Annotated in this window: 11 protein-coding genes; 7 read left to right on the top strand and 4 right to left on the bottom strand. The window is 73.7% G+C overall.

Translation table 11 applies throughout. The features are described 5' to 3' along the window. On the top strand, positions 1 to 1,215 hold a 1,215-nt coding region (locus STRAU_RS20495; RefSeq protein WP_158692103.1), incomplete at its 5' end, for an outer membrane protein assembly factor BamB family protein. 82 nt (positions 1,216 to 1,297) lie between these two features. Next, entirely contained in the window at positions 1,298 to 3,643 is a 2,346-nt protein-coding gene (locus STRAU_RS20490; protein ID WP_016642284.1) for a protein kinase domain-containing protein, read from the top strand. Between the two features lie 38 nt (positions 3,644 to 3,681). Here STRAU_RS20490 and STRAU_RS20485 read toward each other — a convergent pair whose 3' ends face one another. Further along, positions 3,682 to 5,157, bottom strand: coding sequence for an alkaline phosphatase PhoX (locus tag STRAU_RS20485; protein ID WP_016642283.1), 1,476 nt, complete (start codon positions 5,155 to 5,157; stop codon positions 3,682 to 3,684). Between the two features lie 147 nt (positions 5,158 to 5,304). Here STRAU_RS20485 and STRAU_RS20480 point away from each other — a divergent pair, with 147 nt between their 5' ends. The 4 genes from STRAU_RS20480 to STRAU_RS20465 all read left to right on the top strand — a co-directional run bounded on the left by STRAU_RS20480 (position 5,305) and on the right by STRAU_RS20465 (position 8,195). Beyond that, the gene (locus tag STRAU_RS20480) at positions 5,305 to 6,120 is read left to right on the top strand and encodes an SDR family NAD(P)-dependent oxidoreductase (protein ID WP_016642282.1); all 816 of its coding nucleotides are present in this window, start codon (positions 5,305 to 5,307) and stop codon (positions 6,118 to 6,120) included. A gap of 192 nt (positions 6,121 to 6,312) precedes the next feature. Then, positions 6,313 to 6,507: a hypothetical protein gene (locus STRAU_RS20475; protein WP_052029178.1), complete on the top strand. Its 195-nt coding sequence runs from the start codon at positions 6,313 to 6,315 to the stop codon at positions 6,505 to 6,507. Between the two features lie 53 nt (positions 6,508 to 6,560). Continuing rightward, a complete protein-coding gene (locus STRAU_RS20470; RefSeq protein WP_259299947.1) occupies positions 6,561 to 7,721 on the top strand; it encodes a S1 family peptidase in 1,161 nt (386 codons plus the stop codon). A 27-nt stretch (positions 7,722 to 7,748) separates the two neighbouring features. Beyond that, a complete protein-coding gene (locus tag STRAU_RS20465; RefSeq protein WP_016642279.1) occupies positions 7,749 to 8,195 on the top strand; it encodes a hypothetical protein in 447 nt (148 codons plus the stop codon). Between the two features lie 104 nt (positions 8,196 to 8,299). On the opposite strand, the gene STRAU_RS20460 is transcribed toward STRAU_RS20465, so the two are convergent. Further along, positions 8,300 to 9,916, bottom strand: a complete 1,617-nt coding sequence (locus tag STRAU_RS20460) for a hypothetical protein (RefSeq protein ID WP_016642278.1) — start codon at positions 9,914 to 9,916, stop codon at positions 8,300 to 8,302. Between the two features lie 225 nt (positions 9,917 to 10,141). Here STRAU_RS20460 and STRAU_RS20455 point away from each other — a divergent pair, with 225 nt between their 5' ends. After that, a complete protein-coding gene (locus STRAU_RS20455; RefSeq protein WP_016642277.1) occupies positions 10,142 to 11,968 on the top strand; it encodes an endonuclease/exonuclease/phosphatase family protein in 1,827 nt (608 codons plus the stop codon). Positions 11,969 to 11,975: 7 nt separating this feature from the next. Here the strand turns inward: STRAU_RS20455 and STRAU_RS20450 are convergent, their stop codons facing one another. Together STRAU_RS20450 and STRAU_RS20445 are read right to left on the bottom strand one after the other, a co-directional pair. Continuing rightward, positions 11,976 to 12,734 (bottom strand): SRPBCC family protein, encoded by a 759-nt coding sequence (locus tag STRAU_RS20450; RefSeq protein WP_016642276.1) that lies wholly within the window; start codon positions 12,732 to 12,734, stop codon positions 11,976 to 11,978. Between the two features lie 98 nt (positions 12,735 to 12,832). After that, on the bottom strand, positions 12,833 to 13,534 hold the full coding sequence (locus tag STRAU_RS20445; protein WP_037660738.1) for an antibiotic biosynthesis monooxygenase: 702 nt from the start codon (positions 13,532 to 13,534) through the stop codon (positions 12,833 to 12,835). Positions 13,535 to 13,756: the final 222 nt, after the last annotated feature.

Here is a 13,756-nt window from a genome sequence, read left to right as displayed (position 1 = left end):
GGGCGCGAGGGCCGGCCGGGCGGGGGCTCGCGGGAGCGGCGGCGGCCGGGGGCGACGGCGCGGGGGCGGGTGCTGTGGAGCCGTGACGTGGGCGACCTCCGGTCCGACAGCGGGCTGCTGCGCCGCGGCGACGACCTGTATCTGCTCGGCCCCTCGTCCCTCACCTGCGTCGAGGCCCGCTCCAACACGGTGCGCTGGGTGTACTCCGAGGAGCAGCTGCAGGGCCTGGACCGCTATCGCGACACGGTGTACGTCCTCCAGGACGACCTCTTCGAACCGGAGCTGCGCGCGCTGAACGCCACCACCGGCCGCGAGATGTGGACGTCGCCCCACCCGCGCCTCAACCCGAAGCGCCGCACCACCGCGCCGACCGGTCTCGACGCCGACCGCGACGCGCTCGAAGGCAACCAGGGCCAACTCCTGCTGGCGGGCGACGTGCTGTGCCTCCTGACGTACGCCCCGTACGACACCATGTGGGCGCGGCGCAGCTCGTGGGGCCGGCACTGGCGGGCGTACGGATTCGACGCGCGTACCCGTGAGGCTCTGTGGTTCCACGAGGGCGCCGCCGCCGGAGTGATCGGCGTCGACCAGGCGGGCGGCCGCATCGCCGTGGCCGTGTCGGAGAACCCGGGCAGCCCGGGCACGGACGACTACGCGCGGCGGGACCCGCTGGTCGTGCTGCGCGCGGCGGACGGCAAGGTGGAGCGGACGGTGCGGAACGGGGCGCGGTACCCGCGGGCCCACCCGGGCGCCAAGGGCACGGCCTGCTACGCGGACCGCACCGCGATCCGCGCGGTGGACCTGGCCACGGGCCGCGTGCGCTGGACCCGCCGGGCGGAGTCGGCCACGGCGGTGACCCCGCTGCCCACACGCGGCATGCTGCTGGCGGCCACCTCCGAGGGCCTGAGCGGGTACGCGGCGGCGTCCGGGGGCGCGCCCCGGTGGACGCGTACCGACGTCGGCGAACTCACCGCCGCCGACGGCTCGTTGCTGACCGCCGGCGGCCTCGTGTTCGTCCCGGGCCCCGAGCCGGGCACGGAGGGCGAGCCAGGCTGGGGCCTGCACGCCCTCGACGTCCGCACGGGCCGCACGGTCTGGGCGGCACGGTCCGACTCCGTCGCGTCGGTGGAGGCGGCGTCCGCCGCACCGGACGTGGTCCACCTGTACGCCGACGGGACGGTCGTGGCGATCGCGCCCCCGGAGAGACGGCCGTGACGGCACCCGGGCGCGGTGCGGACGTGCGTCCCGGGCCGGGCGACGGCGCACGCCGGTGCCGTGCCGAGGGCGGTGCCCCGGCATGACCTCGCCGCTCCTCGCGGAGGATCCGAGAAGCCTGGGCGGGCACCGGCTGTTGTCCCGGCTCGGCGCGGGCGGCATGGGGCAGGTCTACCTGGCGCGGAGCCCGGGCGGCCGGCTGCTCGCGGTGAAGACGGTGCACGAACACCTCGCGGAGGACGCGCGGTTCAGGGAGCGCTTCCGCCGGGAGGCGACCGCCGCACGGGCGGTGACCGGCGCCCACACCGCCGCCGTCGTGGACGCGGACCCCGACGCCGACCGGCCCTGGCTCGCCACCGCCTTCCTGCCGGGCGTCACCCTCCGCCGGGCCGTCGCCGACACGGGCCCGCTGGCCGCCGAGGTCGCCCGCGCGCTCGCCGCGGCCCTCGCGGAGGCCCTGGCCGGCATCCACGCCGCGGGCATCGTGCACCGCGACCTGAAGCCGTCCAACGTGCTGCTCACCGCCGACGGTCCCCGCGTCATCGACTTCGGCATCGCCCGCGCCACGGGCGAGCACGCGCACGGCCCGCTGACCGCGACGGGGGCGATGCTCGGTACGCCCGGCTACATGGCGCCGGAGCAGATCCTGGGCGGCGCGACCGTACCGGCCACCGACGTGTTCGCGCTCGGCGCCGTCCTGACCTTCGCGGTGACCGGCGCCCACCCCTTCGGCTCCGGCCCGGTCGCCGTCCTGCTGTACCGCGCAGCCCACGAGGACCCGGACCTCACGGGCGTCCCGGAGCGGGCGGGCCTGCGGGAGCTGGTCGCCGCCTGCCTTCACAAGGATCCGTCGCGGCGTCCCACCGTCGCCGCCGTGCTGCGGCGGACCTCCGCACCGGACAGCCCTCTGTGGTGGCGCGATGAACCCCTCCGGTCCCTCATCGCCGATTCGGCTCCACGGGTTCCGGCGGACGGGGCGGCCGCGGTCGCTCCGAAGCTCCCGACCCCGGGCCCGACCGCGTCCCCGGCCCCGACCGCAATCCCTGCCCCGGCCCCGGGCAGAGACCGCGCCGCCCGCCTCCGCACCCTCACCCGCCGCTCCGCCCTCACTCTCGGCGGCGGCGGGCTCGCCGCCCTGGCGGGATGGGCCATCAGCACCGCACCGGGCGCCGGTCCCTCCGATACGGCCGACGAGAACCCCCTGAGCCTGCGCGAGGGACGCCGCGCCCCGCGCGCCACCCGGTGGACCCTGACGCTGGACGACTCACTCGGCGGCGCCGGCCTGAACGGGCTGCTGCTGGTGGACGGCACCGTGTTCGTGCACGGCCCCGAGCGCGGCACCTCCCTGGGCGGCCAGGTGCACGCCGTGCGCGCCACCGACGGCACCGAGCGGTGGCGGCGCGGCGGCGGGACCCCGGCCGCGCCCGCGCTGTGGGGCGTGGCCGACGGGCTCCTGGTCGCGCCGGACGTGCTGGCGGAGGTCGTCGACGTACGCACGGGAAAGCCCTGGCCGGTGAAGGACGCCTGGCCGTCGGGGTCCACGCGGTGGTACGCGGTCGCGGGCGGGCGGCTCGTGACGCTGCACACGACCGGCTCGACGAACGACCCGGAGCTGCGCCTTCGCACCCTGCCCGACGGCGCGTCGCCCGACATCCGCAAGGACGCGCCCGCCTGGCAGCCGCCCGCCGTCTCCGGCTCGTCGCTGCTCCTCGCGCCGGAGCCCGCGGCCCTCGTCGAGGGAGCGTCCTGCCTCGACGCGCGCACGGGCGGCACGCGGTGGACGTACAAGGACCTCGGCGCCGACGACCGGGCGGCGGCCGCTCCTGTGACGCTCCCTCAGCAGGGCTCCCGTGGGCCGGAGTTCGCGCTCCTGACCGAGGAGTCCGAGCTGCATCTCATCGACGTACGCAACGGCGAGCGCCGTGTACGCGGGCAGCTCGACGTGGTGGCAGGTCGCGGTACGACGGCACTCGGGCAGGCCGACGGCATCGGTCTGGTGCTCGGTGGCGGGCGGCTCGTCGGCTTCGACCCCGAGAACGGCAAGGAGTTGTGGCGGCACAACTCCGCCGGGCTGGACGCGAGTTGGCCGCGCCGTGCGGGCGGCGTGCCGGGGCCCGTGGTCGCCGACGGCGTCCTGGTGCACTGGACGGACACGAACACCCTCCAGGGCGTCGACGTCCGCAAGGGCCGCAAGGCGCTGTGGAAGGCGTCGTTCGAGGCCACCGGCCAGCGCCCGCCCGCCATCGGCGGCGACACCGTCTACGTCACCGCGGGCAGCGAGGTCCGCGCGCTCGGCCTGCGGGACGGGAAGGAGCGGGCGCGGTGGCCGCTGGACGGCACGGCCACCGCGCTCGCCGCGGATGGTGACGGCTGGTACGCGCTGATCGGCGGGACGACCGTACGGGCCGTCAACGCACCGACCGCATAGGGCGGTCAACGCGTCAGCCGCACAAGGCCGTTGGCGGGTCAGGGGCGCTGGCGCCGCCACGGCCCCGTGATCGCCAGCATGATGCCCGGCGACTGGATGCTGGCGTACAGCGTCCGCCCGTCGGGCGAGAAGGTGACGCCCGCGAACTCGCTGTAGGACGGCTTCTCGGGCGTGCCGCCGTTCAGTTCGTTGCGGGCGATGGGGTACGTGCGCCCGCGCTCCGTCGCGCCGAACAGATGCTGGATGCCGTCGCCGTCCTCGGCGAGGATCAGGCCGCCGTAGGGCGAGACGGTGATGTTGTCGGGGCCGTCGAACGCGCCGTCCTTGCCGGGGTCCTGGTTGACGCCGAGGAGCACCTTCAGGGTCAGGGTGCGGCGGCCGGGGTGGTAGAACCACACCTGCCCGTCGTGCTGCGCCCCGGGGCTCTCCTCGCGGGCGTACGAGGACACGATGTAGGCGCCGCCGTCGGCCCACCACATGCCTTCGAGCTTGCGGGCGCGGGTGACGGCGCCGACGTCGAACTGCTTGCGGACGGGGACGTCACGGGCGTCGCGGTCGGGGACCTCCACCCAGTCCACGCCGTACACGGTGCCGGTCCTCGTGGCACGCGAGAGGTCGTCGACGAAGCGGCCGCCGGAGTCGTAGCACTTGGGGGCCTTCAGCACGCCCGCGTCGTCGGCCAGGGCGCGCAGCCTGCCGCGGCCGTGCCTGAAGCCGTGGGGCGGGGTCCAGCGGTAGAACAGGCCGTTGGGGCCGGAGGCGTCCTCGGTGAGGTAGAGGTGGCCGCGCTTGGGGTCGACGACGACGGCCTCGTGGGCGTAGCGGCCGAGGGCCTTGACGGGCTCGGGGTTCCGGTTGGCGCGCCGGTCGTAGGGGTCGACCTCGAAGACGTAGCCGTGGTCCTTGGTCATGCCGTTCTGGCCGGCCCTGTCCTCGGTCTCCTCGCAGGTGAGCCAGGTGCCCCAAGGGGTGCTGCCGCCCGCGCAGTTGGTGGCGGTGCCCGCGACACCGACCCATTCGGCGACCTCGCCGCCGCGACGGACCTCGACGACCGTGCAGCCGCCCGCCGCGGCGGGGTCGTAGACGAGCCCTTCGGAGAGCGGCACGGGGAACTTCGCGCGGGAGCGGGGGCCGCCCAGCTCGTGGTTGGTGACGAGCAGGGTCATGCCGCGCGGGCCGGGGAAGGCGGCGGTGCCGTCGTGGTGGGAGGGGGTGAACTCGCCCGTCTCCAGCTTGGTCTTCCCGCTGTGGGTGATGAGGCGGTACGAGAACCCGGCGGGCAGCGCCAGCAGGCCCTTGGGGTCGGGCAGGAGCGGGCCGTAGCCGGGCGCGCCGTGGCCGTGCCCGCCGTCGCCGTCGTGCCCTTCGGCGTCGGCCGCCCCCGCGACCTCGGGGTCCTCCGCGGCGAGCGCTCCGGGCGCGGTGGCCAGCGCGCCGACGCTGCCTGCCAGGGCGACGCCCGCCCCGGTGACCGCTGATCGTCTGGTGAAGTCCCTACGAGTGAGCGACGGCATGAAGTCTCCTGAGGGAGCGGATGAGGGCGCGTACGGCCGGGCCTGCTGTCGGCGACAGATTCCCGCTCACGTATAAACGGCAGTTGAACGAGGACCGACTTCGGCGGTCGACTTCCGGACGCCCACGTTCCGCCAGGAGGCGCTGCCATGAGTACGACCCCGGACACCACCGCGAACCCGACCCCGGCCCCGATCCCGCCCTTTCCGGCCACCGGTCGCCGCGTGCTGGTCAGCGGCGCCTCACGCGGGCTCGGCCGGGCCCTCGCCCGCGCCTTCGCGGACAACGGCGACCGGGTCGCGGTGCACTTCGGTTCCCGTGAGGAGGAGGCACGGGCCACGCTCGGCTCGCTAGCCGGGGACGGACACGTGCTCGTGGGCGGCGATCTGTCGGACCCGGCCGGGGCCAAGGACGTCGCGGACCGCGCGGCCGAGGCGCTCGGCGGCATCGACGTCCTGGTCAACAACGCCGCCGTGAACCTGCCGCATCCGCCCGCCACCACCTCGTACGAGGACTGGTCCGCGCTGTGGCAGCGGCACGTGGCGGTGAACCTGCTGGCCACCGCGAACCTGAGCCATCTCGCCGCGCACCGCATGACGGACCAGGGCACGGGCGGCCGGATCGTCAACATCGGCTCGCGCGGCGCCTTCCGGGGGGAGCCGGACCACCCTGCGTACGGCGCCACGAAGGCGGCCGTGCACGCGCTCGGCCAGTCCCTCGCGGTGGCGCTCGCGCCGCACGGCATCGCGGTGGCGTCGGTCGCGCCCGGGTTCTTCGCCACCGAGCGGGTCGCGCACCGGCTCAGCGGCGCCGAGGGCGAGGCGATCCGCGCGCAGAGCCCGTTCGGCCGGGCGGGCACGGCGGAGGAGATCGCGGCGGCGGTGGTGTGGCTGGCGTCGCCGATGGCCGAGTGGGCGTCGGGCGCCGTCCTGGACCTCAACGGCGCGTCGCACCTGCGCACCTGAGCCCGGTCCCGGCTACGTGAAGCGGCGTACGTTGCGGACACGCGTGCGGGACGCCTTGACCGGCGATGGTCCTGGCAATAGACACGCAAGTACCGCATCCCGCAGGGCGACCTGCGGAACCGCATCACCCACGCGGGGAGGCGAGCCGGAGTGGACGCACACCAGGCGCGCAGCCTCCATGAGGACCGGCTGATGAGGCTGGCCAATGTCACCGGGGTCGGCACCGGCAGGGACGAGGACTCGGGCGCGGACGTGATCGTCGTGTTCGTGACCCACCGTGTGCCCCGTGACCGGCTCCGTGACGAAGACGTGGTTCCGGACGTACTCGACGGCGTGCCCGTGCGCGTGCTGGCCATCGGCGACGTCGGCGCGCAGGACGACGCCTGAGACGTTCACCGGAACCCGTGAGCTTCACCCCACAGGGGAAGAGGTGGTCTGGCGTGAGCCAGCCCGAATTGATGCGAGGACCCACCGGCGGCACGCTGAGCGACAGCTCCCGCCAGCAGGCGATGACCGACTTCATGCGGCGCGAGCAGCCGCTCGCGAACGTGGTCGGCTTCGGCCACGGCGTGAAGTGGAGCGAGGGACAGCCCACCGGCGAGCCCGCCGTCCTCGTGTTCGTCACCCAGAAGGTGTCCGAATCACTGCTCCCGGAACGGGATGTGATTCCCCGTCAGATGGATGACGGCACACCCACCGACATCATCGCCGTCGGCCATGTGGCCGCCCAGCGCCGGCAGGCCCGGGCCACCGGGCGCGGCGAGATCCGTACCCAGCCCTCGTACGACACCGAGGCGGCGATCGGCGAACAGCTCGCGGGCCTGCCCCAGCCGCGCCTCGAAGAGCCCGGCGGGCTCGGCGCGTTCGAGCCGCAGCTCCTCAAGCGCCGGATGCGGCCGAGCCCCTCGGGCTTCTCGGTCGGCAACGTCCGGGTGACCGCGGGCACGCTCGGCAGCGTGGTGTACGACTTCCTGCCCGGCGCGTCCGTCGACCCGCCCGGCGCGGGCCTCGGCGTACCGGCGAAGTTCTACATCCTGTCCAACAACCATGTGCTCGCCGACTCCAACCGGGCGCAGCTCGGCAGCGCGATCGTGCAGCCCGGCGTGTTCGACGGCGGCCAGGACCCCGCCGACCGGATCGCGACGCTGGACCGCTTCATCACGATCCAGTTCGCCCCGCAGATCCCGCTGGAGCGGCACAACAACGTGGTGGACGCCGCGCTAGGCACCGTGGACTTCCAGGACGCGACGCGCGAGCAGTACTTCAGCGGGGCCCCGCGCGCCTGGCGGCGCAAGGCCAACGTCGCCGTCGGCGACCTGGTCAAGAAGTCCGGCCGCACCACGAACATCAGCTTCGGCCGGATCATCTCCGTGGACGCGACGATCGACGTCAACTACGGCACGGCGGGCACCGCCCGCTTCAAGGACCAGATCCTCACCACGAACATCTCCGCGGGCGGCGACTCCGGGTCCCTGGTGACCTCGCCCGACAACGTGGCACTCGGCCTGCTCTTCGCGGGTTCGTCGACGGTCACCGTCATCAACCACATCGAGAACGTCCGCGCGCTGCTGCGCGTCGAGATCGCGGAACAGCTCGCCTGACGCACGACTTCCCGGAGGGAGGGTTCCATGACCACACAGGCACGCAAGCAGAAGGGCCGGGGCCGCGCGGAGCACCGTTTCCACAATCCGCAGGGCGCCGAGGTCAAGACGCGTGACGAGGCGTTCGCCACGCAGATGGACGTCTCGGCGGAGGCCGTCGCGACCGACTGCAAACTCACGCTCCACAACGGCCAGGTCACGTTCGGCATCGAGGTGAAGTACAACCCCAACACCTATCCGCACGTCGTGACCGGCGGCCAGATCACGTCCGGCATCTGCGGTGCCCCCTGGGACATCACCGGCGGCTTCATCGGCGAGACGATCCGCCTCGACGCGAAGCGGGCCGGGCAGGGGACCTGCGCCGACAAGATCACCATCGTGGGCGAGTACCAGAACCCGCCCGCGTACCGCGGGACGTACGGCTTCGACGGGGCGACGTCTTCGTTCAAGCACACGACTCGCTACCAGTGCTGAGCCCTCGGGCCGGGCCGGGGAACCGCGTCTTCGCGGCCTCCGGCCCGGCTCGTCCTGGGGCTCCGCCCCGGACCCCGCTCCTCAAACGCCGGGGACCCCGCTCCTCAAACGCCGGAGGGGCTGAACCTTCGCCGCCTGTTCCGGCAGGCAGTAAGGGCGGGGGCGGGTGGGGAAAAGCCCGTCCGGCGTTTGAGGACGAGGCCGTTCAGGCCGATACGGGGGTCCGGGGCGGAGCCCCCGGCCTCTGCCTGTTGCGACCTGGCCTTGAAGGCCGCCTTGCGGGCCTCCTTCGCTACCTTCTTGTCGGGGTGGAGGCGACCCATCGCCTCCAGGACGTCCGCGGTGGCGGGATGCTCCACCCGCCACGCCGCGGCGAAGAACCCGCTGTGCTGCGCGGCAAGCCCCTCCACCAGACCCTGCAACTCCTCGGAGTTCCCCTCGGCGGCCAGCTGCGCGGCAATCGTGTCGATGGTGAGCCAGAACACCAGCTCCTGGGACGGCGCCGGCACATCGGCGGCACCGTGCTCGGCGAGCCACACCCGCGCGAGCCCCCCGAGCTCGGCGTCGTCGAGCACCTCGCGCAGCGCGGGCTCGGCCTCGCTCCCGACGAGCGACAGCGCCTGCTGGCACCGCAGCCGCCGCAGCGGCGCCCCCTCGTCCCCGCCCCGCGCGGCGGACAGCAACTCCCGCGCCGCGCCGAGCGGTTCACGCCGGGCGAGCCACTGCTCGATCTCGGCCTGCGCCGCGGTCTGCGGGAAACCGGCGGTGCCGTCGAGCAGCGTGTCGGCCCCCTTGTCGGCGAGGTCGCCGACGGCGGGCGCGTCGAGCCCGGCCTCCAGCATCCGCGCCCGGATCCCGTACAGGCCGAGCGGCGTGAGGCGGACCATGCCGTACCGCGTGACGTCCTCGTCCTCGTCGTCGGCGGGCGGCAGCGGCTCCTCGCTGTCGATGTCGGCCATCAGGGCCTCGTCGACGGGCCGGTACTCGACGAGCCCGATCGGCTCCAGCATCCGGAACTGGTCGTCGAGCCGCATCATCGCGTCCGACACCTGCTCCAGGACGTCGTCCGTGGGCTCGCCCATGTCGTCGGGCACGATCATCGACGCGGCGAGCGCGGGCAGCGGCACCGCGCCGTCGTCGCCGGCGCTGTCGCCGACGGTCAGCAGGTAGAGGTTGCCGAGGACGCCCTCCAGGAAGTCCGCCTCGCCCTGCGGGTCCCAGCCGAGCGCCTCGAAGTCGATCTCGCCGCCGTCCTCGATGGCGTCGACGAGGTCCTCCAGGTCGGGCACCGTCGCGTCGGCGAACACCGTCTCCAGGGCGGCGAGCCAGATGGAGAGGACGTCCTGCGGTCCGCCCGAGGTGAGCAGCGCCAGCTCCTCGCCCGCGGTGACGCTCCCGTCGGCGTCCTCGGACTCGGCGTCCTCGACCTCCACCAGGCCGGTGTCGACGGCGACCCGCCATGCCTCGCTCGCGTACGCCGCCGCGTCCCCCTGCTCGTCCTGGCCGTCGCCGCCGGGGCCGCCGGTGAGCCCCAGCTCGGCCGCCGCGGCCGGCAGCTGCTCGTCGACGAGCTCACCGCCCGCGCCCACCCGGGTCTCAGGACCGGCCCAGCGGGCGAGCCGCACGGCGCGGGCGAGCAGGGGGGTGGCGAGCGCGTCCCGCGCGAGCTCCGCTTCGGAGTGCAGCAGCACCGGCGGCAGGGTGGCGGGGCTTTGGGACATCGGCTGGTTCTCCTGACGGACGTACGGGTCTGCTGCGTGAAGCCTAGACGGATTTGACCGTTTGCCGCCTGCTTCATGTCCCCGTCAGGAAACGTACAGATCACACACACCCGAAGAACCTTGACAACTTCCCCGCCCACACAAGAGATTGACGCGCGTAGAGCGCCACGCCACTCCCCCGGCCGCGTCCCCGTTCCCCGTCCTCACCCTCACCCCGGAGTCCCGATGCCTCACATACCGAGATCCGCCGCCGTCGGCGCCGTCGTCGCCACCGCCCTCGCCGCCGGACTGCTCGCCACCACCGCGCCCAGCGCCTCCGCCGACCAGGTCCGGGTGCACGACATCCAGGGCACGACACGCCTGTCACCGCTGGCCGGGCAGCAGGTCAGCGACGTACCGGGCATCGTCACGGGCGTGCGCGGGTACGGCTCGAAGGGCTTCTGGATCCAGGACACGCGGGCCGACGGCGACCGCGCGACCAGCGAGGGGATCTTCGTCTACACCTCATCGGCGCCGACGGTGAAGACGGGCGACGCGGTCCGCGTCTCCGGCACCGTGACCGAGTACGTGCCCGGCGGCGCCTCCTCCGGCAACCAGTCGCTGACCCAGATCACCAAGCCGACGGTGACCGTGGAGTCCTCCGGCAACGCCCTGCCCGCGCCGGTGACCGTGGGCGCCACGTCCGTGCCCTCCGCGTACGCGCCCGCGGGCGACCCGGCGGCGGGCAACAGCGTCAACGCGCTGCCCCTGAAGCCCCGTTCCTACGCCCTGGACTTCTACGAGTCCCTGGAGGGCATGAACGTACGCGTCGGCTCCTCCCGCGTCGTCGGCGCCACGGACCCGCACTCCGAGCTGTGGGTGACGGTGAAGCCGCACGAGAGCGCGACCCGGCGCGGGGGCGCGCTGTACGGCTCGTACGCCTCGCAGAACACCGGGCGGCTGCAGATCCAGCAGCTCGCGCCGATCTCGGAGCAGCCGTTCCCGAAGGCGGACGTCGGCGACGTGCTGGCCGGTGGCGCCGAGGGCCCGCTCGACTTCAACCAGTTCGGCGGGTACACGCTGACCGCCCGGACGCTGGGCAAGGTGACGGACAAGGGCCTGGAGCGGGAGAAGACCCGGCCGCAGCGCAAGGGCGAGCTGGCCGTGGCCACGTACAACGTCGAGAACCTCGACCCGGGCGACCCGCAGGAGAAGTTCGACGCGCTGGCCTCCGCCGTGGTCACGAACCTGGCCGCGCCCGACGTCGTGGCCCTGGAGGAGATCCAGGACAACAACGGCGCGAAGAACGACGGCACGGTCGCCGCCGATCAGACGCTGAAGAAGTTCACGGACGCGATCGTCGCGGCGGGCGGGCCGCGCTACGACTGGCGGACCATCGACCCGGTGAACAACAAGGACGGCGGCGAGCCCGGCGGCAACATCCGTCAGGTGTTCCTCTTCAACCCCGACCGGGTGTCGTTCACCGACCGCGGCGCCGGCGACGCCACCACCGCGACGGGCGTGGTGCGCGCCGGGAAGCAGGCCGCGCTCACGCACTCGCCCGGCCGGATCGCCCCCGCCGACGCGGCGTGGACCAACAGCCGCAAGCCGCTCGCCGGTGAGTTCAGCTTCCGCGGCCGGACGGTCTTCGTGATCGCGAACCACTTCGCGTCGAAGGGCGGCGACGAGTCGCTGACCTCGCACCACCAGCCGCCGGTGCGTTCCTCGGAGACCCGACGGGTGCAGCAGGCCGAGGCCGTGAACTCCTTCGTGCGGGAGATCCGCGACGTGCGGAAGGACGCGGACGTGCTGGTGGTCGGCGACATCAACGACTTCGAGTTCTCCGCCGCCACCAAGGCCCTGGAGGCGGGCGGCGCGCTGCGCGCCGGGATCAAGACGCTGCCGAGGTCGGAGCGCTACTCGTACGTGTTCCAGGGCAACTCCCAGGTGCTCGACCAGATCCTGGTCAGCCCCGGGGTCGGCCCGTTCCGCTACGACAGCGTGCATGTGAACGCGGAGTTCGCGGAGCAGAACAGCGACCACGACCCGCAGGTGGTGCGGTTCCGGCCGTAGGCCCCAGTCAGCCGTACAGCCGGGTCAGCCAGTCGCGCCAGGCGAACTCGGTGCCCTTGGCGTCCACGTGCGGCGCGAAGTCGTGGATGCTGACGCCGACGGGCGCGCCGAAGTGGTTGCGCCCGAAGAGGCGGTAGAGGGCGTCGTCGGTGCGCAGGCCGATGAAGTACGGCGTGCGGAAGTCGACCAGCGCGTCCAGCTCGGTGCCGGCCGCGCCGAGCCGGACGCGGGCGCCCTCCGAGGCGTCCGTGGGCAGGCCGAGTTCCCGGGCCAGCTTCGCGAAGGCGTCCGGGCGCACCGAGGAGGCGGGGGCGTCGAGGGCGAGGAAGGCGACGGGGCGGCCCGCGAAGTACGTCAGGTACTGGCGCAGGGTGTGCAGGTGGAAGTCCAGGTGCCGGGCCGCCGCGTCGTACAGGTTCGCCGGATCCTCGGCGTTCCCGGTGAAGATCCCGCTGTGCGCGTACCGGACCCAGGAGCGGCGGCCGCCGTCGCGGGGCACGATCTCGTGCTCCAGTTGGTTCAGGCTCTGCCCCGGCGGGAGCGCGTCCGGGTCGGCCGAGCGGACCGTGAGGCGGCGCGGCGGGTCCCAGGCGGTGACGACACCGCCGAAGGGCCCGGCGCCGCCCTCGCGCGGCTCGTACTCCATGGGCCACAGCCACCCGCCGGTGCCGGTGGTGAACGCGTCCCACACCTCCCGCGGCGAGGAGCCGACCTCGAACTCCCGGACGATCTCGAATTCCTTGCCGCCGCCGCTGGGCTTGGTCATGGGGACTCCTCGGGGTTCACCCCTCATGACCCCACCGTACGGGCCCCCGGTAAAGCCCCCGGGCGCGACGACTTGGGCTACCGGGGCACGGCCCCGAGCTACCGGGGCACGGTCCCGTACACGCGCCGGTAGCGCCGCACCTCGCCCGCCTGGAGCGTGCCGGGGAACTCCCGCACCCGCCGCCATGCCTCCGAGGCCGTGCCGACGCCCTCGCCGGGCCCCTCCAGCGCTCGCTTGTGGTGCTCCGCGGTCTCCCACTCCGCGTAGTTCACGACCCGGGTGCCGTCGGTGCTCAGGTGGAAGTGCGCCGAGACCAGGCCCGGCACCGGGCCGGTGTCGAGCGCCGTGAGGACGGTGTCCACCCAGGCCCGCTGCCGGTCGGCGTCCGGCCCGTCGAAGTCGACGTGGACGGTCACGAACGCCTCGGGCACGACGCCGGACCCGGAGCCCGGCGTCACGCTGCGGTACAGGCTGGTCTTGGTCAGGCCGAGCCGTTCGACGCCGGGTACCGCCGCGTCGATCTCGGCGTTCCGCTCGTCCCGGCCCTGGGCGAAGAAGTCCTGGTAGGCGTCGTCGTCCCGCCACTGCGAGTGGTGCATCAGGGTGGCGCCGTCCTCCCCGGCGTACACGTGGTAGGACAACAGGCCCTCGTGCGGCCAGGGGCGGCTCTCCCATGCCTTGGCGATGGCGTCGACGGCCGCGTCCTGCCGCTCGGGGGTGCCGACGTGCCAGGTGCTGAAGAAGGCCAGGCCCACGTCGGCGCGGGTCGGGTCGGGGTGGCTGGTGGCGCGCTGCGTCATGGGGCTCTCCACAGTCGTGAGGGCGTACGCGGCCGGGGTGCGGCGGCGTACGCGCTGATCGTGAGTGTCGTGTGCCGCACCCGTTTCGTTGCCCGTGCGCGGCGTGACGATCTCTACGATCCGACCTGAACCTTGGTTTAAGTCAAGCCCGTTCGGGTTCGGGCAGCGTCACCGCGTCGAGCCCGGGCCGCTTCGCGCTGTGCCCGCCGCGGCCGCCGCCCG

Origin of the sequence: Streptomyces aurantiacus JA 4570, from assembly GCF_000414115.1 — a bacterium.
GTDB lineage: Bacteria > Actinomycetota > Actinomycetes > Streptomycetales > Streptomycetaceae > Streptomyces > Streptomyces aurantiacus_A.
This window is presented reverse-complemented; position numbering and strand designations above follow the sequence as displayed.

Bases quoted from the DNA above. Each gene is read 5' to 3' on its own strand.
- STRAU_RS20480 (WP_016642282.1), top strand. From the start codon at position 5,305: ATGAGTACGACCCCGGACACCACCGCGAACCCGACCCCGGCCCCGATC.
- STRAU_RS20455 (WP_016642277.1), top strand. From the start codon at position 10,142: ATGCCTCACATACCGAGATCCGCCGCCGTCGGCGCCGTCGTCGCCACC.
- STRAU_RS20475 (WP_052029178.1), top strand. From the start codon at position 6,313: ATGAGGCTGGCCAATGTCACCGGGGTCGGCACCGGCAGGGACGAGGAC.
- STRAU_RS20465 (WP_016642279.1), top strand. From the start codon at position 7,749: ATGACCACACAGGCACGCAAGCAGAAGGGCCGGGGCCGCGCGGAGCAC.
- STRAU_RS20490 (WP_016642284.1), top strand. From the start codon at position 1,298: ATGACCTCGCCGCTCCTCGCGGAGGATCCGAGAAGCCTGGGCGGGCAC.
- STRAU_RS20450 (WP_016642276.1), bottom strand. From the start codon at position 12,734: ATGACCAAGCCCAGCGGCGGCGGCAAGGAATTCGAGATCGTCCGGGAG.
- STRAU_RS20485 (WP_016642283.1), bottom strand. From the start codon at position 5,157: ATGCCGTCGCTCACTCGTAGGGACTTCACCAGACGATCAGCGGTCACC.
- STRAU_RS20460 (WP_016642278.1), bottom strand. From the start codon at position 9,916: ATGTCCCAAAGCCCCGCCACCCTGCCGCCGGTGCTGCTGCACTCCGAA.
- STRAU_RS20445 (WP_037660738.1), bottom strand. From the start codon at position 13,534: ATGACGCAGCGCGCCACCAGCCACCCCGACCCGACCCGCGCCGACGTG.